The 24,302-nt window shown below is 61.4% G+C and carries 17 protein-coding genes and 1 tRNA gene; 10 read left to right on the top strand and 8 right to left on the bottom strand.

The genetic code is table 11. From position 1 onward, the window contains the following. The first annotated feature begins 85 nt into the window (after nt 1-85). From HGR_RS07115 to HGR_RS07140, 6 genes are all read left to right on the top strand, one after another. Nucleotides 86-2,920: a DDE-type integrase/transposase/recombinase gene (locus HGR_RS07115; protein ID WP_081463474.1), complete on the top strand. Its 2,835-nt coding sequence runs from the start codon at nt 86-88 to the stop codon at nt 2,918-2,920. A gap of 12 nt (nt 2,921-2,932) precedes the next feature. Beyond that, nucleotides 2,933-3,976, top strand: coding sequence for an AAA family ATPase (locus tag HGR_RS07120; protein WP_237701386.1), 1,044 nt, complete (start codon nt 2,933-2,935; stop codon nt 3,974-3,976). Beyond that, the gene (locus HGR_RS07125) at nt 3,973-5,307 is read left to right on the top strand and encodes a TniQ family protein (protein ID WP_006297500.1); all 1,335 of its coding nucleotides are present in this window, start codon (nt 3,973-3,975) and stop codon (nt 5,305-5,307) included. Before HGR_RS07120 ends, HGR_RS07125 begins: the two co-directional genes overlap by 4 nt. Before the next feature lie 635 nt (nt 5,308-5,942). After that, a complete protein-coding gene (locus HGR_RS07130; RefSeq protein WP_050797411.1) occupies nt 5,943-7,955 on the top strand; it encodes an ATP-binding protein in 2,013 nt (670 codons plus the stop codon). A gap of 1 nt (nt 7,956) precedes the next feature. Further along, complete coding sequence (locus HGR_RS07135; RefSeq protein ID WP_138922437.1) at nt 7,957-8,574, top strand: hypothetical protein; 618 nt, start codon at nt 7,957-7,959, stop codon at nt 8,572-8,574. Continuing rightward, nucleotides 8,571-9,638: a hypothetical protein gene (locus tag HGR_RS07140; protein WP_006297503.1), complete on the top strand. Its 1,068-nt coding sequence runs from the start codon at nt 8,571-8,573 to the stop codon at nt 9,636-9,638. Before HGR_RS07135 ends, HGR_RS07140 begins: the two co-directional genes overlap by 4 nt. Here HGR_RS07140 and HGR_RS07145 read toward each other — a convergent pair. Beyond that, entirely contained in the window at nt 9,630-10,970 is a 1,341-nt protein-coding gene (locus HGR_RS07145; RefSeq protein WP_006297504.1) for a hypothetical protein, read from the bottom strand. The genes HGR_RS07140 and HGR_RS07145 overlap by 9 nt on opposite strands. A 34-nt stretch (nt 10,971-11,004) precedes the next feature. Between HGR_RS07145 and HGR_RS17295 the strand changes: the two genes are divergently transcribed. Together HGR_RS17295 and HGR_RS07150 are read left to right on the top strand one after the other, a co-directional pair. Continuing rightward, the gene (locus tag HGR_RS17295; protein WP_138922438.1) at nt 11,005-11,439 is read left to right on the top strand and encodes a hypothetical protein; all 435 of its coding nucleotides are present in this window, start codon (nt 11,005-11,007) and stop codon (nt 11,437-11,439) included. Between the two features lie 480 nt (nt 11,440-11,919). Next, nucleotides 11,920-13,431, top strand: coding sequence for a hypothetical protein (locus HGR_RS07150; RefSeq protein ID WP_138922439.1), 1,512 nt, complete (start codon nt 11,920-11,922; stop codon nt 13,429-13,431). Nucleotides 13,432-13,928: 497 nt separating this feature from the next. Here HGR_RS07150 and HGR_RS07155 read toward each other — a convergent pair. Together HGR_RS07155 and HGR_RS07160 are read right to left on the bottom strand one after the other, a co-directional pair. Beyond that, nucleotides 13,929-14,018 (bottom strand) — tRNA-Ser (locus HGR_RS07155). A 54-nt stretch (nt 14,019-14,072) separates the two neighbouring features. Beyond that, nucleotides 14,073-15,779, bottom strand: a complete 1,707-nt coding sequence (locus tag HGR_RS07160) for a response regulator (protein WP_006297507.1) — start codon at nt 15,777-15,779, stop codon at nt 14,073-14,075. A gap of 315 nt (nt 15,780-16,094) precedes the next feature. Here HGR_RS07160 and HGR_RS07170 point away from each other — a divergent pair, with 315 nt between their 5' ends. Beyond that, entirely contained in the window at nt 16,095-16,445 is a 351-nt protein-coding gene (locus HGR_RS07170; protein ID WP_006297508.1) for a helix-turn-helix domain-containing protein, read from the top strand. Next, entirely contained in the window at nt 16,442-17,704 is a 1,263-nt protein-coding gene (locus HGR_RS07175) for a type II toxin-antitoxin system HipA family toxin (RefSeq protein ID WP_006297510.1), read from the top strand. The genes HGR_RS07170 and HGR_RS07175 overlap by 4 nt, the downstream gene beginning before the upstream one ends. Nucleotides 17,705-17,789: 85 nt before the next feature. On the opposite strand, the gene HGR_RS07180 is transcribed toward HGR_RS07175, so the two are convergent. From HGR_RS07180 to gcl, 5 genes are all read right to left on the bottom strand, one after another. Continuing rightward, complete coding sequence (locus HGR_RS07180) at nt 17,790-19,463, bottom strand: response regulator (protein WP_006297511.1); 1,674 nt, start codon at nt 19,461-19,463, stop codon at nt 17,790-17,792. 270 nt (nt 19,464-19,733) lie between these two features. Then, the gene (locus HGR_RS18080) at nt 19,734-20,408 is read right to left on the bottom strand and encodes a hypothetical protein (protein WP_006297512.1); all 675 of its coding nucleotides are present in this window, start codon (nt 20,406-20,408) and stop codon (nt 19,734-19,736) included. Between the two features lie 123 nt (nt 20,409-20,531). Further along, nucleotides 20,532-21,443 (bottom strand): 2-hydroxy-3-oxopropionate reductase, encoded by a 912-nt coding sequence (glxR, locus tag HGR_RS07190; protein ID WP_006297513.1) that lies wholly within the window; start codon nt 21,441-21,443, stop codon nt 20,532-20,534. Between the two features lie 130 nt (nt 21,444-21,573). After that, nucleotides 21,574-22,353 (bottom strand): hydroxypyruvate isomerase, encoded by a 780-nt coding sequence (gene hyi / locus HGR_RS07195; protein ID WP_006297514.1) that lies wholly within the window; start codon nt 22,351-22,353, stop codon nt 21,574-21,576. Nucleotides 22,354-22,388: 35 nt separating this feature from the next. Beyond that, a complete protein-coding gene (gcl, locus tag HGR_RS07200; RefSeq protein WP_006297515.1) occupies nt 22,389-24,164 on the bottom strand; it encodes a glyoxylate carboligase in 1,776 nt (591 codons plus the stop codon). Nucleotides 24,165-24,302 lie beyond the last annotated feature (138 nt).

The raw sequence follows: 24,302 nt of genomic DNA on the forward strand, positions 1-24,302 counted from the left end.
TCTAACGAAGAGACAGTCTACCCGCGGGCTCCCCGCGGGTCAACTCCTGATCTGTGCATTTTTGTACCCGTCCGAGTGGGTAGGGATGGCTGCGCCCTCCGCCTCAGACAAGCACAGGTTTTCCACTGCAGGTGGAGAGGGGTTGTCATGGTCGATCGATGCAAGTCTGCATCGGGTCCTTTGTCTACATGTCCCGGACAAACGCGGCTCCGGAGGCGCTGTGCTTGATAAAGCCCAACTGATCGATCACTTTGATCGATTGGGTATTCCTGCTAAAGGGCGGGAGCTTGTCCTGCGCGCCAGAAGGGAGGCCCCTGTACGCGACGTGCAATCTCACGGAGGCAACGTCATCACCGTGCTGGCTAGTCGGAAGATGGCTAGCGAGATTCGCTGTGAAAGCCGTCATGTGGAGTATCCCGCGGCTGTAGACCACGAATACAACCCTGCGGTGCTTGAATACTACGCACAGCCGTGCAATCTACATCTGGAGCTGTTTGACCCTGCTGCGAATGCGACCAAGAAAATACACCACTGTCCTGATTTCTTGGTCATTCGAGATGACGCTGTCGTACTGGAAGAATGGAAGTCTGAGGAGAAGCTGAATCGTCTGGCGGAGAAGTATCCCTATCGCTATAACAAAGGGAATGATGGATTCTGGTGCTCCCCGCAGATAGAACAGCAGCTAGGTGAGCTTGGCATCAGGTACCGAATCTGCAGTGGCGACAGCATTCCACGCGTTCGGGTCGAAAACTATCTCTTCCTGGCAGATTTTTTACACCCTGCCGCACCACTGTGCCCTGATCCAATCCTCAAGCGCCTCAATGAGATCTTAGGTGAGCACGGCGCAATCTACCTGGATGAGTTATTCCGTGATCCGCACAACCTTGTTCCAGACGAGGTGTTCAAGGCAATCGCTGAGAGGCAGGTCGTAGCCAATCTGGATGTAGAGCCCTTGTCGTCGCTCGGGCGGTGTCGTCTTTTCCGCGATACCACGCTACGTGAATTTTTGGCTGCCCAGGCGCAGCCTGGCCGAGTTCCTGGGCAAGAAAAATTTGTACTTGATGTTGCTGCTGGATCCAGCTTCCAGTACGAAGGTCAGGAGCTGACGATTTCCCTCGTGAGCGAAAAAGAGGTCGTCTTCAGTGGGAAGGATGGAAACACTCACACGATTTCCAAGGATTGGCTCCTCGAAGCAATCGATCATGGGAAAGTCACGCCGCTGAAATCGGCAGCAGCGATCAGCTTGGACATCAGTTGCTACACCCAAGCGCAGCTCGAAACAGCGCTACGACGCCAGTCACTTCTGCGTAGCGACGTCGATCATGGAGTGAGTGGTCGGACCTTGCGGCGCTGGGCCGCTCGACAGGCAGCGGCTGTTGCCAATGGCGCCAATGATGTTCTTGCGCTAGTTCCTAAAACTTCGAAGCGGGGTAATCGGACGCCTCGCCTGAATGAATCTCAAGAGACTGCTCTGCAACGTGTCTACGAGACCAATTGGCGCAGCAACAAAGCGCCGAACTACAAAGCTTGCTACAGGTACCTGCAGGTCGCGTGCGACAACGAAAACGTCAAGTGCCCGTCATACCCTACCTTGATTAAGTACATCAAGAGCCGACAAACCAATCAGGACGTACGAATCCGCCACGGCAAACGGATGGCTTATCAGCTGGGACAGTTTGTCGATGTTCTTTATGCCGATACGCCGGTTCACGGAAGTCGGCCATTTCAGTATGTGCACATCGACCACACGCAGCTTGACATTGAACTGATCTCCAGTCGAACGGGAAAACCTTTGGGTAGACCGTGGTTGTCGATTGCGGTGGACGCATGGTCGCGTCGGATCGTTGGAATCTACTTGACATTCGACTCACCCTCATACGCCTCTGTGATGATGGTCGTCCGTGACATGGTCAGGAGATTTGAGCGACTACCCGAAACCATTGTTGTCGATAACGGGAAAGATTTTGCCTCTGAGGCGTTTGAGTCGTTTCTCATGGTCCTGGGAGTGAATCTGAGATTCCGTCCCGCAGGCCGTCCTCGTCATGGCTCAGTGATGGAGCGCTTGTTCGGGCGCTTGCACACGGAGTACGTTCATAACCTAGCGGGAAATACCAAGGATACAAAGAACGTACGGATGACTACAGGCAAACATTTGCCAGTGAATTTTGCTGAATGGACGCTAAAGGCCCTGTACTTCGGAATCGAACACTGGGCAACTGATTTCTACGATCAGGAGCGTCATGTCTCCCTAGATATGAGCCCGCGAGAAGCGTACCAAAAGGGTCTGGTGGAAGCGGGCGAGAGAGCACATCGTCGTGTGCTCTTCAACCTAGATTTCAAGATTGCAACCTGCCCACCAGTGGAGTTTGGGGGGCAGCGTCAGGTCAATCGACAGACTGGAGTGAAGGTCAAAAACGAGTTTTATTGGAATCCCGAATTCAGCGATTCGAGAGTCGCAGGTAAACGATTTCCTGTGAGATATGACCCTTGGGATGCCGTATCAGTCTATGTTCGTATCAAGGAACGTTGGGTGCACGCGCAGTGTCGCAAGCTCTACGGCCTTGGGCAACTCACAACACTCGAGCTGGAGGTTATCTCCGCAGAGCACTCTAAAAAGAGCGGCAATCCTGGTGACGGCGAGCGTAGCCGCCAGAGGCTACATGAGTTCATGCAGATTTTCACACCAAGCGGTGCTTTGGCCCTGGAGCTGGATCGAGAGACTGAAAACAAGACTCTCTACAACCAACTGAATCTCAGCTACATCAATCCTGCTGCTCAGTTGTCCAGGGAACATCTTCTCGAAGATGTGTCTACGAAATCTACTCATGAAGCGGGCAGTGGGGCAGAGCCCCATCAACGATCCCCGCAGTCTTCTGGGATGCAGTCCGACGACCCCCTACCTGATTTCGACATGTTTTGAAGGTTAACTCATATGAACGCTACAAAAAATCTATCAAACGGTATGACTGTAGATACCACCTCTGCAGACCTCTTCAATGGCATGCGCATTAAACACACCAGGATTGCTCGGGTGATGGATGACCTGAAGACCCTGATCTACCCGACAAGCCAGGACAGCATCTTGCTCGTCTGTGGGCCGACTGGCGTGGGCAAGACGACGCTTGCGCGTCACGTGGTGGATGCGGGCGTGCAAGACGCCACGCGTGAGATGCAGCGCGACGCCGGTCTGATTCCTGCTGTGTATGTACAAGCACCCTCTTCCGGGGAGAGTCAATTCTCTTGGAAGCTTTTCTACCAACGCATCCTCGCCCAATTGGATGGTGGTTTGCCTTTGCCAAGACACGACTTTGGTGTGAGTGCTCATACCGGTCGATTGGTCCGGCCATTTGGTCCGTCAGCAAACTCTCTGGCGGCATTGAGAACCGCGGTGGAACGTGCGCTGCGCGAACGCGGGACTCAGTTTCTTGTGATTGACGAGGCGGCGCACCTAATCCGTCAGACGCGTCGAAACCACCTGGAGATTCAGCTCGACACGTTGAAGTCACTGGCGAATGAAAGTGGAACCCAGATGGTGCTTGTTGGCTCGTACGATCTCTACGCGCTGATGTCCTTGTCAGGGCAATTAGCACGCCGTACACATGTCCTGCACTTCGAACGGTACCGTCAGGATGTACCCGAAGATATCCGTGCCTTCCAGGCTTGTGTGCAGAAATTCCAAGATGCATTGCCTGGCCTCTGGGGGCAGCGGTTGTTAACGCACGCCGAAGCTCTGCAAGACAACACGCTCGGCTGCATCGGGACACTCAGTTCGGTTCTAACACGTGCGGCCAAGTTAGCGCAATCCCGTGGTGGTTGGAGCGTGGACGTATTACGCGAAGCGCTATTGACTGAGGCGCAGCGGACCAAGATTCTCGAGGAAATCCTCGATGGGGAGGCCGCAATTAACCCTGGACTCACCCGCACCATGCCCAAAGCCTCGACTGGTCGACGCCCTGAGAACAGGAAAGCTGCATGACCGAAGTTGCGATCAGTCTTCGGTCGACATTGCACGCTCTGGACCCTTATGGACGGGGAACGTCGGAGGTGGAGAGCTTACTGAGCTACTTCTGCCGTCTGGCCGTTTCGCACAGCACGTCGACGCTGAGCTTGTCGCGAATGATCGCCGAGAGATTTCAGCACGAGGTAGAGAAAAACTTCGATTGGCACGAGCGGCATATCTCTGGGCTTCGGGAGTCTGCCCTTACTTGGTCCTCCGCACTGTCGGCAATGACTTCCGTTCCTGGTTTGGATGAACTGACCTTCTTGCCCTGGAAGGCGGTGGTGTCCCAGAATGGGCTTTCCATGGTGAGCAAGGGGCAGTTCTGTCCGGTGTGTTTTGCCGAAGACTGCTGGAATGGACGGGGACCTTATTTCCGGCTCGCTTGGGAGTCTCGGGCCATGACAGTCTGTCTCCGTCACAGTGTTCGGCTCATTCAATACTGTCCCTCTTGTGGCAAAGATAACGTCCGCCATGCGGCGGCTTTTGTGGTGCCGGGATGGTGCACGAAGTGCGGAGAGTTTCTGGGTCGTGATGCCGATCAGCTAGAAGCAGAGGCAATCAGCCCCGAAGAGCTATGGCAGGCTCGCCAGGTAGGGGATCTGCTGGTAGCCCAGGGGCGGCATGGAGATGTCGCTCAGCGTTCGGGGTTCATCGATGCTTTGATCCACATCATTGGTGAGATGGACGGAGGCATGCCGTCGATGTTCGCAGCTCGAACCGGCATCGCCAAGAGTACGTTGCACCATTGGCTACACGAGAAAGGTACTCCGACACTTGAAATGAGCCTGAATATTGCCGCGCGCTGCGGAATCAGTTTGCCGAAATTGCTTCTGGGTGACCTGCGAGATTGGGAAGCACCGCGGCGCGATCAGCAGTTGGCGCTTTTACCCTCGCACGATCTAAAGCGCCGGTCCTCTGCCCGTGCATTGGACTGGGACCAAATTGAGCGCGAGCTTCAGAATTTTCTCGAGCTTCCAACACCTATCTCAGTGCTGGAGGCGGCGAGGCGTCTGGATGTTGAGGCGAGGCAGCTTTATCTGCGGGTGAACCGAACAACCAGGCATCTCGGCGAACGCTGGAAGAGGCATTTGGCGCATTCCCGGCAGGCCAATCTACAGACGGCTTTACCGCATTTGCAGTCTCTCGGGCGAGAGTTGCTGGCAGAGGGGCATGCCCTCACGCGGCGGGATGTTGCCGCAAGAATTCCACCGGAAGTCATGTCGTCTGTGCCGCGTCTATTTGAGGTTCTACGTAACGTTCAGGAGAGACTGATTGCTGAGCAAGCTGATTCGAGAAGAGATTCTTAGACTTATGCGAGCTTAGTATTTTCGCGAAGTCTCGTGGAATATTTGGGGTAACGAATTAGAACTAATCGTAGGAATCATCTAACACAGCAACGCGGTCAACCAAAGATTCAGCGAAGTTCGTCACGGACTGTTATAGGCTGAACTGAGTCACTTGAACATAGTTGTCGAACAACCGCAAATCGCGTGAGTAGTCACTTGGCTACTGACACTTGGGACTCGTGTTTGCTATGCAAATGACAAACTACCAGTTTTGCTGTCGCAGCGACTTATACGACTGATTCGAGCGCTTCAAGTCAGGCGGCTGGGACGGGATTGCCCGACTGTTGTGGCCATGTCGCACCCTCTGCACTCCGTCACACGGTGCGTTAGAGTGGCGCAGCAGCGGCTACACTGCCAAGCAAAATCGTATCGAGCCGAGGGAGGGGTGAAATGGGGAGGTCAAGAAGAGCCCGTAGTGCGGTTGCGTGCCATTGGATCGCCATCTTCAGCATGCGGCTAGACCGGGAGCACTCCCCTGAGCGTCGCGGCTGCGATGCTCCCATCACAGTTTTTGACGCCCTTGGGAGCTAAGGACTACTGTCGCAATAATGGCACGTCATGTGGCGAGCATCCCGACTAAGCACTGAAGGTACTCCATGCTTACGAATACCAACCCGAAATTTAGCCTACCACGTGTCAAGCGCGTGCAGTTGCACGCTTTCTCCCTCTACAGCCTTGAACCAAACATCGGCCTGCCGCTGAGCAACGGCGTCACGTGCTTGGCGGGCGCCAATGGCATCGGCAAGTCCACCTTCCTCAGCACGATCAACTTTGCATTGACGGGTGTTGTCCCCGAGCCCACCCGCGAGTTCAAGTCGGCGAGCGCCTACTTGCAGAAGGCGCGCGAGTACACCAGCACCTTCTTCGACGGCCGCATCAACGAGTTGGACCGCGACGCCGCGGCGATCAGCATCGAATTCACGATCAAGGATCGTCACTACGCCTTGAAGCGCTCGCTGTTTGAAATCGACACCATCGCTTCGCTGCGCATCACGCAGGCGGAAGTCGTGATCTTTGAATCCACGGATTCGACAACTGGACACAACGATGAGCGGTACCGTCAGGACGTCAGCGAGGCCATCGGGCTGAACTCCTTTGAGCAATTCGTGCTGTTGCAGCACTTCCTGTTCACGTTCGACGAGAGCCGCCACCTGATCTTTTGGGATCAGCAAGTGTCGTCGGCACTGTTGTACATCTGCTTCGGCGGCGACCCGCAGGACGCTGCCAAGGCAGACCATCTCAACCGTGAGATGGAGAAGGCAGGCTCTCGTGGCCGCAACCTCCAGTACCAAGCCAGCACCCTGGACAAGCGGATCACGCAGCTGGAGTCTTCGGTCGAAACTGACGACGAAGCCACAGCCGATGTCGAAACCGCGACCGAGCACTACCGAAGCCTGAATGAGGCGCTGACCAACAACATCGAAGCAGCGGAACGAGTCGAGGCCGACGCAAGCGACGCGGAGCTGAAGGTCATGGAGGCCAGCTCTGCCGTGGTCTCGGTGCGCGGCGCTTACACGCGCGCATTCGATGAGTTCATGAGCGGCGCCACGTCGGCGGACAAGCATCCCTTCATCGCATCGACTATCTCGGAGTGCAAGTGTCCGATCTGCGCGGCTGAAGGGCCGTCGATTGCTCAGGCGATCCGCTCAAAAATCAACGCCGACGTATGTCCGCTTTGTACTTCTGCGCTGCAGCCTCCCGCTAGCATGAACTCTGAACGCACCCAGGCTCTGGCCGAACTGGACCGGTCGCTGGCCGAACGCAAGCGCGTGTTGGATGCCGCCGTGGCAACAAAGGCGCGGCTGAACGCCGAATTGGCCATCAGGCGTGATCAAGTAAGAGCGGCCCAGGAGGCGATCAACAGTTTCGAGAGCCAGAACCGCGACGCGCTGGCCCGCATTCGCGGCAAGCTTGCGCTGCTGGAAGGACCGCTTGCCGCTACGCTCAACGCACTGAAGACCGCACGCAATGAGCAACTGACCCAGCGGCAGGAGGCCTACGCCGAGCGCGACCGCCATCGCGATGACCTGAAGGTCCTGCAACGCAGCCTTGAGCGAAAGTACTTGGAAGCTGAGTCGACCTTTGTGCCGATGTTCAAGCGCCTGGCCAAGCGGTTCCTGGGCATTGATCTGGACATCACACTGGCATCCTCTGCGCCCACAGGCCTGCACCTAGAGATCGAGCTGCGTGGCAGCTCTCGGCGTATGCAGACTCAGCTGTCGGAGAGCCAGCGGTTCTTCATCGACATCGCGCTACGCATGGCGCTGGCCCAGTACGTTTCAGACCCGGGCTCTTTGGCCACGTTGTTCATCGACACCCCCGAGGGATCCCTGGACATTGCCTACGAAGACCGTGCTGGCCAGATGTTTGCCGAGTTCGTCAGTAGCGGTCATCCGATGATCATGACCGCCAACATCAACAGCTCTAAGCTGCTGACCTCACTGGCGCAAGCCTGCGGCGGCGAATTGATGCAGATCGTCCAGATGACCAATTGGACCGAGTTGTCTGATGTTCAGCGCGGCGCGGAAGGTTTGTTCAGGACAGCCTTTGACGAGATCGGACAGGCACTGCTGTTTGGCCGCGCGGACCCGCCGGCAGCGGGAGTTTGATGTGGAGCCCGAAGCCTTCTTCGACACCCTCCGAATCGCTGACGTGCTTGATAAGCCGCTGGGCGGCGTTAGCCGCATGGAGATTCAGCGCATCTCGTTCCTCTCTTGCCTGCTGTCGATCTACCAGGCTAAGCCCGTGTCCGACTGGGGCTACAGGTTCGCTAATACTGGCGCCGGGACGCCCTTCAGCGACCAACTCAATGAGGCCGTAGGCCATTTACTCAACCAGGCATTACTGACCGAGTCAGGGAGCCGTCTGCGCATCACGGTGAGCGGCCGTGTAATGCTTGCCATGCTGAGTAAATTCGACAGCATGGCCGAACGGCCGCCTTGCTTGGAAGCAGCCTGCGCCAGCATGCTCGCAGTGCCTCGGTCCACAATGTCCGATGGCCTGGACCAAGAGCCCACGATTGCTGCCAGCCACCTGAGATCTAGCGCCACGATGCTTCTGGAAGAGCCGCACCTAAGCATGCTGCACGAACACTTCAGCGTCTTGGCTCAGGTCATTCCACCCAGTCAAGGTGATCTGCTTAGTCCTTCGGTGCTGTGGCTCTCGTACATGGCGCAGAGCAAGTGGTCTGAGCAGGAGCGCAGCGAGCAAGGGGAGGCCCACGCGTGACGAAGATCGACCTCGACAAACTGCGCGCGCTGAACGAGACTCTCTACACAACCGCGGCACGTAACGCCTTTGGCGATAACGGGCTGCAGGTACTCGCGCGCCTGGTGAGCAGCGTCGTTCAAATTTATCGCCGCTTGGACCCGGGTTCTCGGACCGCGCCTTTAGTGCTTTTTGCCGACGTGAGCGCGTCACCCACCAGCCTGAGCGGAATGCCTCAGCTAGTGCACCGCATCTCGAACCTGGGCAACGAGATCGACGGCGCATGCATGGCCCGTGTCAATGGCGATACGTCACTGCAGGTGTATCCCTTTGACGCCTCGGTGTTGATGGCGATGTCGCGAACCGCAGTGGTGTACCGACACCATCAAGGTGTCGAAAGTTTCGTTATTAACGGCAACGAATACCAGTTGATCAACCCGATCACCGGGTACGGCAGCGTCTTCTGCCGACCGACGTTCGGAACCCTCGCCGACGCATTGGACGAATACCGCACGAAATCAGCCGCGCACTCGGGATGCGAGGTACTAAAAACCGCCTGGCATGAGCCCTCACGCTGGTTCCTCAAAACCAAGCCAGAACAGATCATGCGCAAGTCACTGGTGCAGTACCTCAGCAACGTGCTGGATGACGCCGAGGTGCGACCGGAGCAGAACGTTGATGAGTCCCATCCTGTCGATATCAAGGTCAGCTTTGCCCTCACCGATCTGCGGGCCATCATCGAGATCAAGTGGCTCGGCAACTCCGTTGATGAGACGGGCAAGATGACCACGCACTACACGCAGGCGCGGGCGCAGGCAGGCGCACAACAGTTAGCTGAGTACCTGGATTCATCCCATGAGTGGGGGTCAGGTGTGAAGACCCGCGGCTATCTGGTGGTGTTTGATGCGCGGCGCAAGGGCCTGTCAGAGGGCATCAGGACGCTGAGCCACAGTGACGCGATGCACTTCAAGGACGAACACATTACTTATTCGCCGGATCACAGTGCAATCCGGAACGACTTCGCGCCACCCGTGCGCATGTACATGTTCCCGAAGCAGGCAACGACCTCGGCGCCCTCACCTTGAGAGTTCGACGATGCACTCTCTGAGGTGATGGCTGCCGCCTTGCTGCGCGCTGGCGCGCATCTTGCGCACCTCGAAAACCTGGGTATTGGTGAAACCGATGGCGCGGGCCAGCTCCAACAGTATCGTCGGCACGTCGATCAGCACGCCGGCATACCTGGAGTCGCCGACCACCATCAACAGCTTCCCGCGAGCCGTCAGCAGCCGGTGTGACTCAAGCAGGACGCGCTCAAGATCCCGGAAGTAGCCCAACACCATTTCTGGGATTCGTGCGTCCCACAGCTCATCTGCCTTGGCCTGCAGCTCCTTAAAAGCAATTTCCAACGTCGTGCTAGCGTTGGTAGGCTTGTGGGCCGTACGGTAGATCTGAACGTGTGAGTGGACCGTGGAGCGACGGAGCACCATGTTGTCGTTCGAGGAACCGAGGTAGCCCAAGGCCCATAGCTCGACGTTATAGATGTCGGTGTAGTCGAACGAGTTCGGGTAGGGCGGCGAGAAGACGATCAGGTCTGCGAGCGTTTTGATATTTTGTAGCTCAATACGGGAGTCACCGTGGATGACGTTGACGCTTGCAGCCGGTCGGCCTTCGAAGCGATGCACGTCTTCGAACGCAGTATTGAACTGCGTTTGAAACCGGGAGTCCAGCAACTCGGGCGTGGCCTGGGTCTCCTGCCAGTTGCGGCGGTACCGCCGTCCTTTACCGTTGATGTAGACGTTGCTGCATTCGACGAGCACTGCCCCGAGAGCGACCCGGAAGAAAAGCTGCACGTCTGCATCTTGTACTTTACGAATGCACTTCAGGTACTGAGACAGCCGCAGGGCAAACGCCTCGGAGAAGATCCACCGGTGCTTGTCCTTGGATTCGACGAACGTGGGTGGCAGGTGCTCAAGCAACTCTAGATCTGCCTTAGTGTGCGACAAGCTGCGGCGAAAGGCCTGAGCCGCCCCGATCAGCTTTTTCGCGCTGATGTTGGTGGTCTTGGCGCGGATGACATCAGCGAGGAAAGGGTTGACCTCGATGGTCGTCGCAGGAATACCCAGCAGTTGACACGTGATGGCCGTCGTTCCCGACCCCCCAAAGGGGTCGATCACGTGGTCAGGCAGAAAACCTAGTGTCTCAACCGCAGTGGTCACGAACGACGGCGAGAACGCTTCCTTGAAGTGGAACCAGCGTTGGAACGCTATGCGTTGCGCCGATTGATTGGTGGTTGCTGGTGGCGCATTCTTGGCTTCAGGAGTACTCAGCCAGCCGGCCGTCTCGTCGACTCTGAATGCAGGGGCGGCAGGGAAGTGTTCCTGCAGCGTCAGGAGGTAGCGGTCGGGTGGATTACGCATGCGGCAGCGACTATAAACTGAATGCCATTTTGAAATGAAAACGGATCTCAATGTTGGTGATCAGGTAAAAATCCTTTTCTCTTCCCCATATGTGCTGGCGGCAAACAGTCGTGTTTGGGCTGCTCTGGGCGTCGGATTCTTCTTGCGCAAGCGCAATTTAGCCTACGCCAACTCCGCAGCGCTGAGCGAGGTGCTGCGCGCGATCACCTTCTCGGATATCAAGATGCTGGTCTGCCTCGGGCAGACGTCGGTTAGAGGGAACGTTCTTCCAGCCTGCATTGTTTGCCGACGGTTTCATCCCGTCGTTTTGACGGCCGATCCGGACATAGGTGTGAAGCGCTCAACATCCTTGGAGATGATGCGAGTTCATACGATTTCAACCAACAGCGGCTACCGCTGCACAGCCGTCGTCCAACACGAGAGGTCCGGCTCAGGCTGGTTGCTGACTTTTAGATTCCGCGCCAAGTGACCGCCGCGCGAAACCAGCCATTCACGTTCGACGAGCGCGTCGGTCCGCTGTACATCCGGAACCGGTCAACCATCGAGGTCTCGTCGCCAAATTGCGCGAGTGGCCGCTTGTGTCAGCCGATGAGTCGGCGCTCTGCGCCCATTGCCGTCTGCCAGTAGGAATACAAGCCGTCCTTCGTCAACGTTTCTGGACCCCCATGAGCGGACTTTCACCTTGCCCTACCTTTGACAAAATGCACGGCGAATTTGCGCTTGCTTGAAACATCACGCTGTCACCGTCTGATTGCTCACAGCGGCAAGCGTTCTGCAACGTCGTAAACTGATTGATGGGTATGCCTCGATCGCAAGCGCCACAGCCTACACTTCTCCACCCTTGCCCACTTGACCAACTCCTCGCGGCCTTTCTCTTTTAGTGCAGTGACGACCAAGCAAAGACTGATTGCACTGTTGGCAAATGCCATCTACAAATTTGATTCCAAGTATGCAAAGCAGCAAGAAGAAGTCGGATTCTCAAGGCGAAGACCGAGGGGCGCGCGAAAATTTTAGTTCGGCTACGCGCGCGAGTATCGCCAAGGCAGCGGGCGAAAAATGCTCCTTTCGTGGATGCTTGGCGCCGACAAGCACCGTTGCAGAGAAGTCGAATGGGAAGGCCGGCTCCACCGATATTGCGACGGCATCCCACATTTATGCCGCGGCACCCGGTGGCCCCCGGCCGGCGCCGCCTGGCATGTCGCCCGAACAGATCAGGGACCAGTCCAACGGCATCTGGACGTGTGGGGTCTGCGCGGGCCGCATAGACAGAAGGGAGCCGGTCCCAAGCGCCGAAGACTTGATCGAGATGAAGCGCGTGCGTGAGACCGCGCAGAGGATGGCCGTGATGGATCCTCAACTAAGTTTCGCGTCCAGCTACATCTCGCCGCGCGAATGGGATGAGGTCTTCTGGCAGCACTTGCCTGATCTGGACCCTGAGTCCATCCGCACCAAGCTTCTTGACCTTGCGGCAAAGTCCATTCTCCGCATCACAACAGGAGGGCCTAACCAGTCGTTACCGCATTTCCCGATCACGCCCTTGACCAGGGACATCCGAGCCGGCTTCCATCGCCCGGCGAACGAGAGCGGGAACGAAGCCTTCATCGCTGGCCAAGCGAGCAAAGCACCTCCTATTTCGCTGCCGCATGTCGTCGCAGACGCTTCGGCAAAGCGAAGAGCGACGCAAATCTTTCGGGCCTGGGCACTGCGATACCCGGGCGGCGCCCAAAACGGGCTGATCCTCCACGTGAACGTACAGATTGGCGCGCGTAATCCAAAGACTGGCGAGGTCTCTTCCGCCTTCATCCAGGTCCTGGCCACAGGACATATCCAGAGCATGCATGCGGGCGAAACTGGCGAGCAGCTCACGTTAAAGCTATGGGGGACTACGGACCGCATCAACGATCTTGAATGGAAGTTGGATGTTTCTCTTGACCAAGGAAAGATTGAGTCCACGAGCACACTGCGCCGAATTCCATGGAGACTGTTTGATTCTTTCAAGAACGGCTTCCCCGATTTGCTCGAGGAGCTCGAACGCTACGAGTCCGTAGTTCGTCTGATCATGCAAGGCTGGGAGCCTGTCGGGTACGTCGATGTGAAAGCAGATTCCGACTCCTATGGAGACCAGATGCATCCGGATCCCTTTGACATCGACCTACAGGTCGACCAGGCAACGCTTTCTGAGTCCCTACAGCGATGCCAAAAAATCCGCCTGGCGCTTGATCTTGAGCGGGTTTGGGGAGGCCGGATGTTCAGTTGGCGCGATGCCTACTTCGAAAAAAATCTGACACCTGAACTCATCTTGTGCGCGTCCAATGAACTGAAGGACCGGCATGTGCTGCGTCCTCGAGAAGGGGTGACCTCATTGACGGCCCTGATCCCGGAGCATGGTCGCGAAATCCACTTCAAAGTGAGTCCATTGGCGATTTACTTCGAGTACGCGCGTTCGTCTCGACGGGCGTGAATCCAAGGTTGCTAAGGATAGGGCTTGGGTCAGCAACGAGCTGCACGGTTCTGCTAGGTCTAATCGCTTGATGACCACTCAAAAGCGAATCTCGGCGTAGGGCGCGCAGTGCCCATTCGCCCGAGCTGACCGCGGACCTTGAAGCGCCAGATTCTCAAGATGGTCGAGCGACGATGGCCGGGATGACCGGAGCGCTCTGCAGTGCGGCCGTTCGAACCTCCCGTGCTACGGAAACCGCAGCGACCGCAGTCTGGCCCAGACCACACGTTCGCTTTCGAGGCGGCAACGGCTCCAACCGCTGCTGACCCGTCCGCTGCCGCTGACCTCGATCATTCAGCGGCTCCGACTGTCACCGGAACTACAGCCTAAGTCAGGAGTGCTACCTTGGTCGAACAGAAATGCAAAATATGGCCGTTCGGCGAATAAAGCATAAGCTGTCCAAGTGGCCACTTTATGCTTAACGGCACAGTCAGTGATGGATTCGTTGACGCCTGCACTGGCGGAAGCGGTGAGATTCGAACTCACGGATGGCTCACACCATCGCCGGTTTTCAAGACCGGTGCCTTAAACCGCTCGGCCACGCTTCCTGTTCGGTGCGGCCCGCGCATGTGGCGCGCGGGCGCGGATGAAGAGCCGCAATTCTACGCGGCGGCGGCCTTGCCGCCGGCGGGCGCCGCCGCGGGGGTGTTCTTTTTTTCCGGCGTGGCGTTGATGGTGATGCCGCCGGGCGGGCGGGCGTTCTCCGCCGCGCCCAGGGCGGGGCGCTGGCCGGGGCCGCCGTACTTGGCGCGCCATTCGTTGATGGCTTCAAGTTGCGCCGTGGCGTCGGGGATTTGCTGGTCGTACTTGTGCAGCACCAGCAGCGCGGTGCTGACCAGGCGGGCGTTGAGCGTGGCGCGTCCGCTCTCCATCAGCTGCCGGAGGGCGCCGCTGGGATCGCCGTTCATGCCCAGCTTGACGGCGCTTTCGATCAGCTTGATGGGGCGCTCGCCCGCGAAGCGCAGGCGCTCCGCGTAGGGCAGGTGGGTGCGCGCCGCGCCAGACAGCAACTCGTTCATGGAGCGGCCGCTCACGAAGCGTTCGGCCAGGGTGTCGAGCACGGGCAGGAAGTCGTCCAGGTCCAGGCCGAGCGATAGGGTGCGCGAGGCCAGGTTGGACATCAGGACGATGAGGTCGGCGGCGAGTTCGATGTCGAAGTCAGGTTCGCGCACCTGCTTGGCCAGGTCACGCGCGTAGTTGGCGGCGCGGCCGAATTCCTTGTCCAGGATGTCGCGCAACGCGCCCAGGATGCCTTCCATGCTGCGCACGCGGGCGCCGTATTCGTCCTCGCGCAGGGTGAGCTTGGCCAGGTCCTCGCGGCAGCGCTGCAGGGCGCGGCGGTCGTCCGACTGCATGGCGATGAAGCCCAGCAGCATCAGCGTCTGCGGGTCGAACATCTTGGAGCCCAGGCCCTGGCGCGCGCTCTGGCTCAGGATCTTCTGCGCTTCCTCGTACTCGCCCCTGTAGTAATAGAGATGCCCCAGGCTTTGCAGCCGCGTGATGGAGTAAGGCGTGACGGCGCAGGCCAGCTTGTAGGCGGCCAGCGCTTGCTCGTGGTTGCCCAGCTCGAACTGGGCGCGGCCCAGCACGTCGTAAGCGTCGGCGTACTGCGGCTCCTCACCAATCAGTGCCTCCAGCGTGCCGACGGCGCGCTGGGTTTCGTTCATGCCGATCTGCGCGCGGGCCACGCCCAGCTTGGCCCAGGGCAGGGTCTTGGCCTCGATCACCGCTTCGTACATGCGCTGGGCTTCGTCGTAGCGTTGCAGGCGGATCAGCAGTTCCGCGCCGATGCGCGCGGCGTAGAGCCAGTACGGCTCTTTGGCTTGGAAGCGCGCCAGGCAGAGTTCGGCGGCTTTTTCGTAGTTCTCGGTGGAGATGGCCGAGAAGATGCCGTTGAGCGCGGCCTTGCGCTGGCGTGCCTGTTCCAGGCGATCCGCCAGACGGGCGGCGGTGTGGGGTTTGATGAGGTAGCCGTCGAGCGCGGATTCGGCCGCCTCGGCCACCTTGGTGTAGCTGGCCTCGCTGGTGACCATGATGAAGATGGTCGAGAAGGGCAGGATTTGGTTGCGCCGCAGCTCGTCCAGGAAGTCTTGGCCCGAGGGCGTGCCGGGTTGGAAGTGCTGCTCGCACAGCACGATGTCGAACTTGCGGTTCTCCAGCATGCGCCGCGCCTCGGCCGTGCGCATGGTCTGCTCGACCGTGCCGACCCCGAACTCTCGCAACTGGTTGACCAGGATGGCGCGCGAACCGGGGTTGCTGTCGATGACCAGCGCGAGCAGGTCGGAGAGGTCTTCGTCTTCTAATGCCATGAACCGCTTTCCTTGTGCCCCGCGGCCGCTGATGCGAGCGGGCTTGCGGGGCGGCCCGTCATGATAGCCGTGGGGGCATGCGCCTTGCCGGCGATGCGGCGTTTGTGCCGCCGGATTCCGGTAGCGTCGCGGCAAGCTTGGTAAGGAAATGTAGGCCCGAGCCGGGCCGGGCGTCCGCCGCTCCACGCACTTGAGTCTTCATGTCCGGCCACCCACCGTTCTCTGGCCTGTGCCTGGCTGTACGCACTCAGCCTGTTTGCTTGCGGTATTTTTCATTAATGAGTACATTTAAAACGTTTTGTACTGTTCAATGACATGGCGAAATCATCAGAGCACCATGACTTCCTGCCGCCCGAGGCTCGCGTGGCCTTGGAGCGCCTGGGCGAGCATCTGGCGCTGGCCCGCAAGCGCCGACGCGAGCCGCTGCGCGCCTGGGCGGCTCGGCTGGGGGTGTCGGTCAGCACCGTGACCCGCCTGGAAAAAGGCGATCCGGGCGTGGGCATGGGCGTCTACGCGGCGGCCTTGTGGCTGGTGGGGCGGGTGCAAGCTTTGCCCGAGCTGGCCGACCCGGCGCTGGACCAGGGCGCGCTGCTGATCAGCATCCGCGAAGCCGAGGGCCGTTCACGCAGGCGCGCGCGTGCGGCGAACCAGGAGTCCGCGTCATGAGCCCCGTGCCCTACACCCCGCGCGATGAACTGTTCCTGTGGTGGTTGGCCGACCCGGCCCAGCCGCGTTTGGTCGGCCGCTTGCGCCTGGTGCGGCGCACGGCCGGGCACCCCGGCGGGGTCTCGCTGGAGTACGACCCGGCCTGGCTGGCCGAGGGCCTGGCGCTGAGCGAGGACTTGCCGCTGCGCCCCGGCGAATTCCTGCCGGTGGAGAACGACGCGGCGGCAGGCGCGGTGGACGATGCGCGGCCCGACCGCTGGGGCGAGCGCGTCATCCGCCACCTGTACAAGCCGACGCGCCTGTCCACGCTCGAGTACCTGTACTTCGCGGGCGACGAACGCTTTGGCGCGCTGGGGGTTTCCAGCTCGGCGCAGCGTTACGAGCCGCAGCCGCGGGCGGTGCTGCCCGTGGTGGGCGACGTGCCGGCGCTCTACGAGCTGGTGCGCCGCATCGAGGCGGGCGAGCCTGTGGACGACGCCTTGCAACGCCTGGTCGCGCCGGGCACGACGCTGGGCGGCGCCCGGCCCAAGGCGCAAATCGAGATCGACGGCCATCCCTGGGTGCTCAAGTTCGCCGACGCGGGGGACCCGAACGACAGCCCGCTGATCGAGCACGCGGCGATGACCTTGGCGACCCGCGCCGGCATCACGGTCTGCGAGACGCGCCCCATCCCCTTGGTCGATGGCCATGCGGTGGCGGTGCGCCGCTTTGACCGCGCGGGTGCCGGCCATGGTGGCCGGCGCCTGCACGCGCTCTCGGCCCATGTGGCCTTGCGCGCCGCGGCCAGCGACGGGGGTTACCCGGAACTGGCCCTGCTATTGCGCCGCCGTGGAGACCCCACGCAGATCGCCGCCAACGGCGCCCAGGTGTTTCGCCGCATGGTCTTCAATGTGCTGATCGACAACACCGACGACCACGAGAAGAACCACGCCCTGCTGGTCCAAGGCCGCAGCTACGCCCTGGCCCCGGCCTACGACGTGCTGCCCGCGGGCCAGGCCTTGGGCTACCAGCAGTTCCGCGTCGGCGCCCAAGGCCTGGACGCCAGCGCGGAGAACCTCTTGTCGGAGCCCGCCGCCTTTGGTTTGCGCCGACCCCAGGCGCAGGCCCTGGCCCGTGAGGTGGCCGAGGTGGTGGAGGGTTGGCAGACGCATTTCGCGGCCTGCGGCGTCAGCGCGGGCGACCTTGGGCGCTTGGCCGAGCAGATCGACCGGCCCTACCTGCTGGGCGAGCGGCGGGCCTTGCTGAGGGAAAGTGCGTGAAGACGTGCCGGTGTGACGGCGTGAGCACGTCAGGGCGTGAAAGCGCAGGCGAAACCGTGGCCTCGCGCTCACGAGGCGCGGCGCTTCAGTGCGCCCCAGCCTTCTTCGGCACCGGCAGCGGAATGCCGCCTGCCTCGCGGTTGTCGGACGGTCCGCCGAGCGTGAGCGTGGTGCGCAGGGTCACATTGCCGTAGCGGCGCCGCCAGTCCTGAATGGTGGACTGGTAGGTGGCGGCGTCTGGAATCTGGGCCGCGTAGCGCTGCAGCACCAGCTGCGCGGTGGTGATCAGGCGCGCGTTCAAGGTGTCCTGGCCGTGCTTGAGCAGCTCGCGCACGGCGCTCACCGGGTCACCCCCCATGCTGAGCTTGACGGCGCTCTCCATCAGCTTGATCGGGCGCTCGCCCGCCCCGCGCAAAATGTCCGCGTAGGGCGCGTGGGCCCGTGCCGCTCCAGCCAGCAATTCACTCATGGAGCGTCCGCTGATGAAGCGCGCGCCCAGCGTGTCGAGGATGGGGGGCAGGTCGTTCAGGTCCAGGCCCAGGGAGACCGTGCGCGAGGCGATCTGCGAGAGCAGGAAGATCAGGTTGGAGGCGGCCTCGGCGTCGAAGTCGGGGTCACGGATGCGCTGGGCATGCTCGCGCGCGACCTTGAGTGCCTGGCCGTATTCCTTGCGCAGGATGTCCAGCAGCGCGTTGAGCGTGGCCTCCATCGTGCGCTGGCGCTGGCTGTACTCGGTGTCGCGAACGCCCAGCTTGGCCAGCTCGCCGCGCACCCGGTGCAGGCCCTGGCGGTCGTCCATCTGCATGTAGATGAAGCCCAGCAGCATCAGGGTCTGCGGGTCGAAGGAGCGGGTGCCCAAGCCTTGGTTGACGCACTGGTTGAGCACGTGCTCGGCCTCGCCGTACTCACCCTTGTAGTAGTGCAGATGCCCCAGGCTTTGCAGCCGCGTGACGGAATAAGGCGTGGCCGTGCAAGCCATCTTGTAGGCGACCAGGGTCTGTTCGTGGTTGCCGAGTTCGAAATGCGCGCGGCCCATCACGTCGTAGGCGTCGGCGTAATGCGGTTCCTCGCTGATCAGGGTTTCCAGCGTGCCGACGGCGCGCTGCGCCTCGCCCCGACCCAGTTGCGAGCGGGCCACGCCCAGCTTGGCCCAGGGCACGGTCTTGGCGTTGATGATGGCCTCGTACAGGCGCTGGGCTTCCTCGTAGCGTTGCAGGCGGATCAGCAATTCAGCGCCGATGCGCGCGGTGTAGAGCCAGTACGGGCCCTTGGCCTCGAAGCGCTGCATGCAGAGGTTGGCGGCCTTCTCATGCTGGTCCGATTCGATGGCCTCGAAGATGGGTGCCAGCGCGGCTTTGCGCTGTCGGGCCTGCTCCAGGCGCTCGGCCAGACGGGCGGCGGTGTGCGGCTTGATGAGGTAGCCGTCGAGCGCGGATTCGGCGGCTTCGGCCACCTTGGCGTAACTGGCCTCGCTGGTGACCATGATGAAGATGGTCGAGAAGGACAGGATCTGGTTGCGCCGCAGGTCGTCCAGGAAGTCCTGGCCCGAGGGCTCGTCGGCCTGAAAGTGCTGCTCGCACAGGATGATGTCGAAATGGCGGCGCTCCAGCATGCGGCGCGCTTCCGAAGTCCGAGAGACCTGCTCGACGTTGCCGACGCCGAAATCCCGCAACTGGTTGACCAGGATGGCGCGCGAGCTGTGGTTGCCGTCGATGATCAGCGCCTGAATGCCGGAAAGATCTTCGTCTTCTAATGCCATGGCCGTTGTTTCCTGTCTGCTGATCTTCTGGGCGCGCGCTGTTGTGGCGGGGATGGCCTGCGGGAGTGTCGCTAGGGGGCTGTGTGGGCTGCAAGTTTAAGGCCAGAACCTCGCCTTGTCGTTCTGGTCAGCCCGGGGGCAGGCCCAGGTCACCCTGAACCCACCGTGGTATCGGTGTCGGCTGTTGCCAGCCTGCAATGCAGCGGGAGAGGAGGGGTAGGGGGTGGGGCTATGGCGCGGACGGGCCGGCCGGGCCCCAGCCCGCCAGGGTCAGCGGCCGTCAGCCGCCACCAGATGCACGCGCACGGGTTGCCAGCCAAGAGACTGGGTCGCGGTGGGTGCGGCGCCGGACGCTGGCGAGGGCAACCCCCCGCCTTGGGCGGCAAGTTGCGTCGCGCCAACGGGTGGGGTGGGCGCGTTCTCACCCTGGCCTTCGCTGAGGGTGCGCAGTTGGAAGCGCCCGCTCTGGTCCCACAACCAGGTTTCGATGACCCGGGCCGAACCGCCCTGCAAGGCCGAAGGTGCCGGGGCCGGGTAAGGCGCGGCCTGGCGCACCAAGCGCTCGATCTCGGCCATGACCTCGGGCGCATGCGAGGGCGCCCGCAGCCAGCGCAGCTTGTCGACCTGGCCCCGTGCGTCCACGTCCATTTCGAGCACGCCCACGGCGCGCAGGTAGTGGGGCATCACGCCGGCATAGATGCGATCGCGGTTCTGACCGTAGAGGTGACGGGCCGCGTCCAGGCGGTAGCCGGGTGCGAGGTTGGCCGTGGCGGCAGGTGCCGGCACTGGGCTGCGCGGGGGGGATTTGAGGCTCGCGTTTCCCGCAGTCGGTCGGGGCGAGGCGCAGGCGGTCAACAGCAGGCCGGCCAGGCACAGCAACGGCAGCGCCCGTCTGGACAGGCCAGTGCTGGCGAGGTGGAAAGTGCTGCGGACAGGGCGGCGCATGGCGACCGACTGTGCCACAGCACAAAGCGCCCGATGGCCGGAAAACCAGGGGATTCCGGTCCGCGCCCTGGCTTTAGTTTTTTGGGGGGGCTTGAGAGCCGAGAGCCGCAGCCGGTCCCGGACTCAGGCGTCGGGTGCCACGGGGTGCTGGGCCAGGGCTTCCAGGGCTTTGACCAGCGCCGAATGGTCGGCCTGGTCATGGCCCAGGGCCGCGCACGCCTGCATCAACTGTGCTGCGCCAGCCGTTTGCGGCAGCGCCATCTTCAGTGCCTTGGCGCCTTGCAGGGCCAGGTTCAGGTCTTTCTGGTGCAGCGCGATGCGAAAGCCGGGGTTGAAGGTGCGCTTGACCATGCGTTCGCCATGCACTTCCAGGATGCGGCTGGAGGCGAAACCGCCCATCAGCGCCTGGCGCACCTTGGCCGGGTCCGCGCCCGCCTTGGACGCGAACACCAGGGCCTCGCTGACGGCGGCGATGTTGAGCGCGACGATGATCTGGTTGGCCACCTTGCAGGTCTGGCCCGCGCCGTTGCCGCCGATCAGCGTGATGTTCTTGCCCATCAGTTCAAACAGCGGCTTGACCCGCTCGAACACCGCGTCTTCGCCGCCCACCATGATGGTCAGCGAGGCAGCCTTGGCCCCCACTTCCCCGCCCGAGACCGGCGCGTCCAGGTACGCCGCACCCGTGTCATTGATGCGTTTCGCATAGCCCTTGGTGGCGATGGGGTCGATGGAACTCATGTCCACCACCACCTTGCCCTTGCCGCTTTTACCCAGGCCTTGAGCGACGCTGTTTTCGCCGAACAGCACTTTTTCCACGTCCGGGGTGTCCGGCACCATGGTGAAGATGATGTCGGCGCGCTCGGCCACGCCCGCGGGCGTGGTGCAGACGGTCGCGCCCGCGTCGGCCAGTTCCTGCGGCACCTTGCTGCGGGTGTTGACGAACAGCACGTGGCCGCCCTTGATGAGGTTGAGCGCCATCGGCGTGCCCATGATGCCCAGGCCGATGAAGCCGAGTTTGAGTCCGGATTTGGTCATGTGCGTTTCTCGTGTCTCTCTTGATCTTGTTCAGTCGTCTCGCCGCGCATCGCGCCCCGGCTCGCGGGTCGGTACGCGTGCGATTGTGTGTTCAGCCCGCTAGCCCATTAGCTCATTAGCCCGTTGCGCGTCAGGCCGTCAAGGCCTTGATCCAGCCCAGCCCCGCGGTGGTGCTGGCACGCGGCTTGTATTCGCAACCGATCGAGCCTGTGTAGCCGATGGCGTCGAGGTGGCGGAAAAGGAAAGCATAGTTGATCTCGCCTGTGCCCGGCTCGTTGCGGCCCGGGTTGTCGGCGAGCTGGACGTGGGCGATGCGCGCCAGGTGCTTTTGCATCGTCGCGGCCAGTTCGCCCTCCATGCGCTGCGCATGGTAGATGTCGTACTGGACGTAGAGGTTGGGGCAGCCCACGCCATCGAGGATGGCCAAGGCCTGGGCCGTGGTGTTGAGGAAGAAGCCCGGGATGTCGTGGCTGTTGATGGGTTCAATCAGCAGCTTGATGTTCGCGCCTTGCAATTTGCCGGCCGCGTACTTGAGGTTGCTGACGAAGGTGGCATGGGCCTGGGTGGCGCCCACGCCTTCGGGCACCTTGCCCGCCAGGCAGTTGACTTGCGGGCAGCCCAGGGCCGTGGCGTAGGCGATGGCCTGATCGACGCCGGCGCGGAACTCCTCGACGCGGTTCGGGTGGCAGGCGATGCCACGCTCGCCGGCCTCCCAGTTGCCCGCGGGCAGGTTGTGCAGCACCTGCTTCAGACCGTTCGTCTTCAGCAGGCTGGCCAGTTCATGTTTGTCATAGGCGTAAGGAAAGAGGTATTCCACCGCCGTGAAGCCCGCCGCCTTGGCTGCCGCGAAGCGCTCCAGAAAGGGCACTTCGTTGAACAGCATGGTCAGGTTGGCCGCGAATTGAGGCATTGATCGTCTCCGTCGTTTGGGGGGGGCGCGAGGGGTCAGGCCACGGCCGCGGGTGCGTCGGCGCGCTTCTCGGCCAGGTCCTCGAACTCGATGATATTGTCGATTTCCGTGCCCATGGCGATGTTGGTCACCCGTTCCAGGATCACCTCGATCACGACCGGCACCTGGTGCTCGGCCATCAGCTGCTCGGCCTTTTGGATCGCGGGCTTGAGGTCGTCCGGGCTGTGCACGCGGATGGCCTTGCAGCCCAGGCCCTCGACCACCTTCACGTGGTCCACGCCATACCCTTGCGCCACCGGATCGCCCTGGGTGTTGATGTTCTCGAAGGCCAGCTGCACGCAGTAGTCCATCTCGAAGTTGCGCTGGGCCTGGCGGATCAGCCCCAGGTAGCTGTTGTTCACCACGATGTGGATGTAGGGCAGCTTGAACTGCGCGCCCACGGCCAGCTCCTCGATCATGAACTGGAAGTCGTAGTCGCCCGAGAGCGCCACGATCTTGCGGCCCGGGTCGGCCGCGCGCACGCCCAGCGCGGCGGGCACGGTCCAGCCCAGCGGGCCGGCCTGGCCGCAGTTGATCCAGTGGCGCGGCTTGTAGACGTGCAGGAACTGCGCGCCCGCGATCTGCGACAGACCGATGGTGCTGACGTAGCAGACGTCGCGCCCGAAGGACTCCACCATGTCCTGGTAGACGCGTTGGGGCTTCATCGGCACCTGGTTGAAGTTGGTCTTGCGGCGCAGGGTCTTCTTGCGTTCCAGGCATTCGGTGGCCCAGGCGGCGCGCTTGGGCAGCTTGCCGGCGGCCTTCCATTCACCGGCCACCTCGACGAAGAGGCGCAGCGCGGCCTTGGCGTCGGAGGCGATGCCGAAGTCGGGTGAGAACACCCGGCCGATCTGCGTGGGCTCGATGTCCACGTGCACGAACTTGCGGCCCTTGGTGTAAGTCTCCACCGAGCCGGTGTGCCGGTTGGCCCAGCGGTTGCCGATGCCCAGCACGAAGTCGCTGGCCAGCATGGTCGCGTTGCCGTAGCGGTGGCTGGTTTGCAGGCCGCACATGCCGGCCATCAGCGGGTGGTCGTCGGGGATGGTGCCCCAGCCCATCAGGGTGGGGATCACGGGGACGCCGGTCAGCTCGGCGAACTCCACCAGCAAATCAGAGGCGTCGGCGTTGATGATGCCGCCGCCCGCGACGATCAGCGGGCGCTCGGCTTCGTTGAGCATGGCCAGCGCCTTCTCGATTTGCGCTCGGGTCGCGGCGGGCTTGTAGACCGGCAGCGGAGCGTAGGTCTCGGGGTCGAACTCGATTTCGGCCATCTGCACGTCAAAGGGCAAGTCGATCAGCACCGGGCCCGGTCGGCCCGAGCGCATCAGGTGGAAGGCCTGCTGGAAGGTGCGCGGCACCTGGGCCGGTTCACGCACGGTGACGGACCACTTGGTCACGGGCTTGGAAATCGATTCGATGTCCACCGCCTGGAAGTCCTCCTTGTAGAGCCGCGCGCGTGGCGCCTGCCCGGTGATGCAGAGGATGGGAATGGAGTCCGCCTGGGCCGAGTACAGACCGGTGATCATGTCGGTCCCCGCCGGGCCGCTGGTGCCGATGCACACGCCAATGTTGCCGGGGTTGGCGCGCGTGTAGCCCTCGGCCATGTGCGAGGCGCCCTCGACGTGGCGCGCCAGGATGTGGCCGATGCTGCCCTGCTTGCGCAGCGCGGCGTAGAGCGGGTTGATGGCCGCGCCGGGCACGCCGAAGGCCTGGGTGACACCTTCTTTTTCCAACACCCAGACTGCGGCTTCGATGGCTTTCATTTTGGCCATGAGGATCTCCTATTGAACAGATGGACGCACTGTAGGAACAGACGGCCGCTTGCGGAATACCGAGGGCGCCCATAACATCTATTCCCAGGAGGAATGAGCCGGACAGGCGCGATGGGCGCGAACCGTTCTACAGTCAAG

The sequence above is a fragment of the Hylemonella gracilis ATCC 19624 genome (assembly GCF_000211835.1).
Taxonomy (GTDB): Bacteria; Pseudomonadota; Gammaproteobacteria; order Burkholderiales; family Burkholderiaceae_C; genus Hylemonella; species Hylemonella gracilis.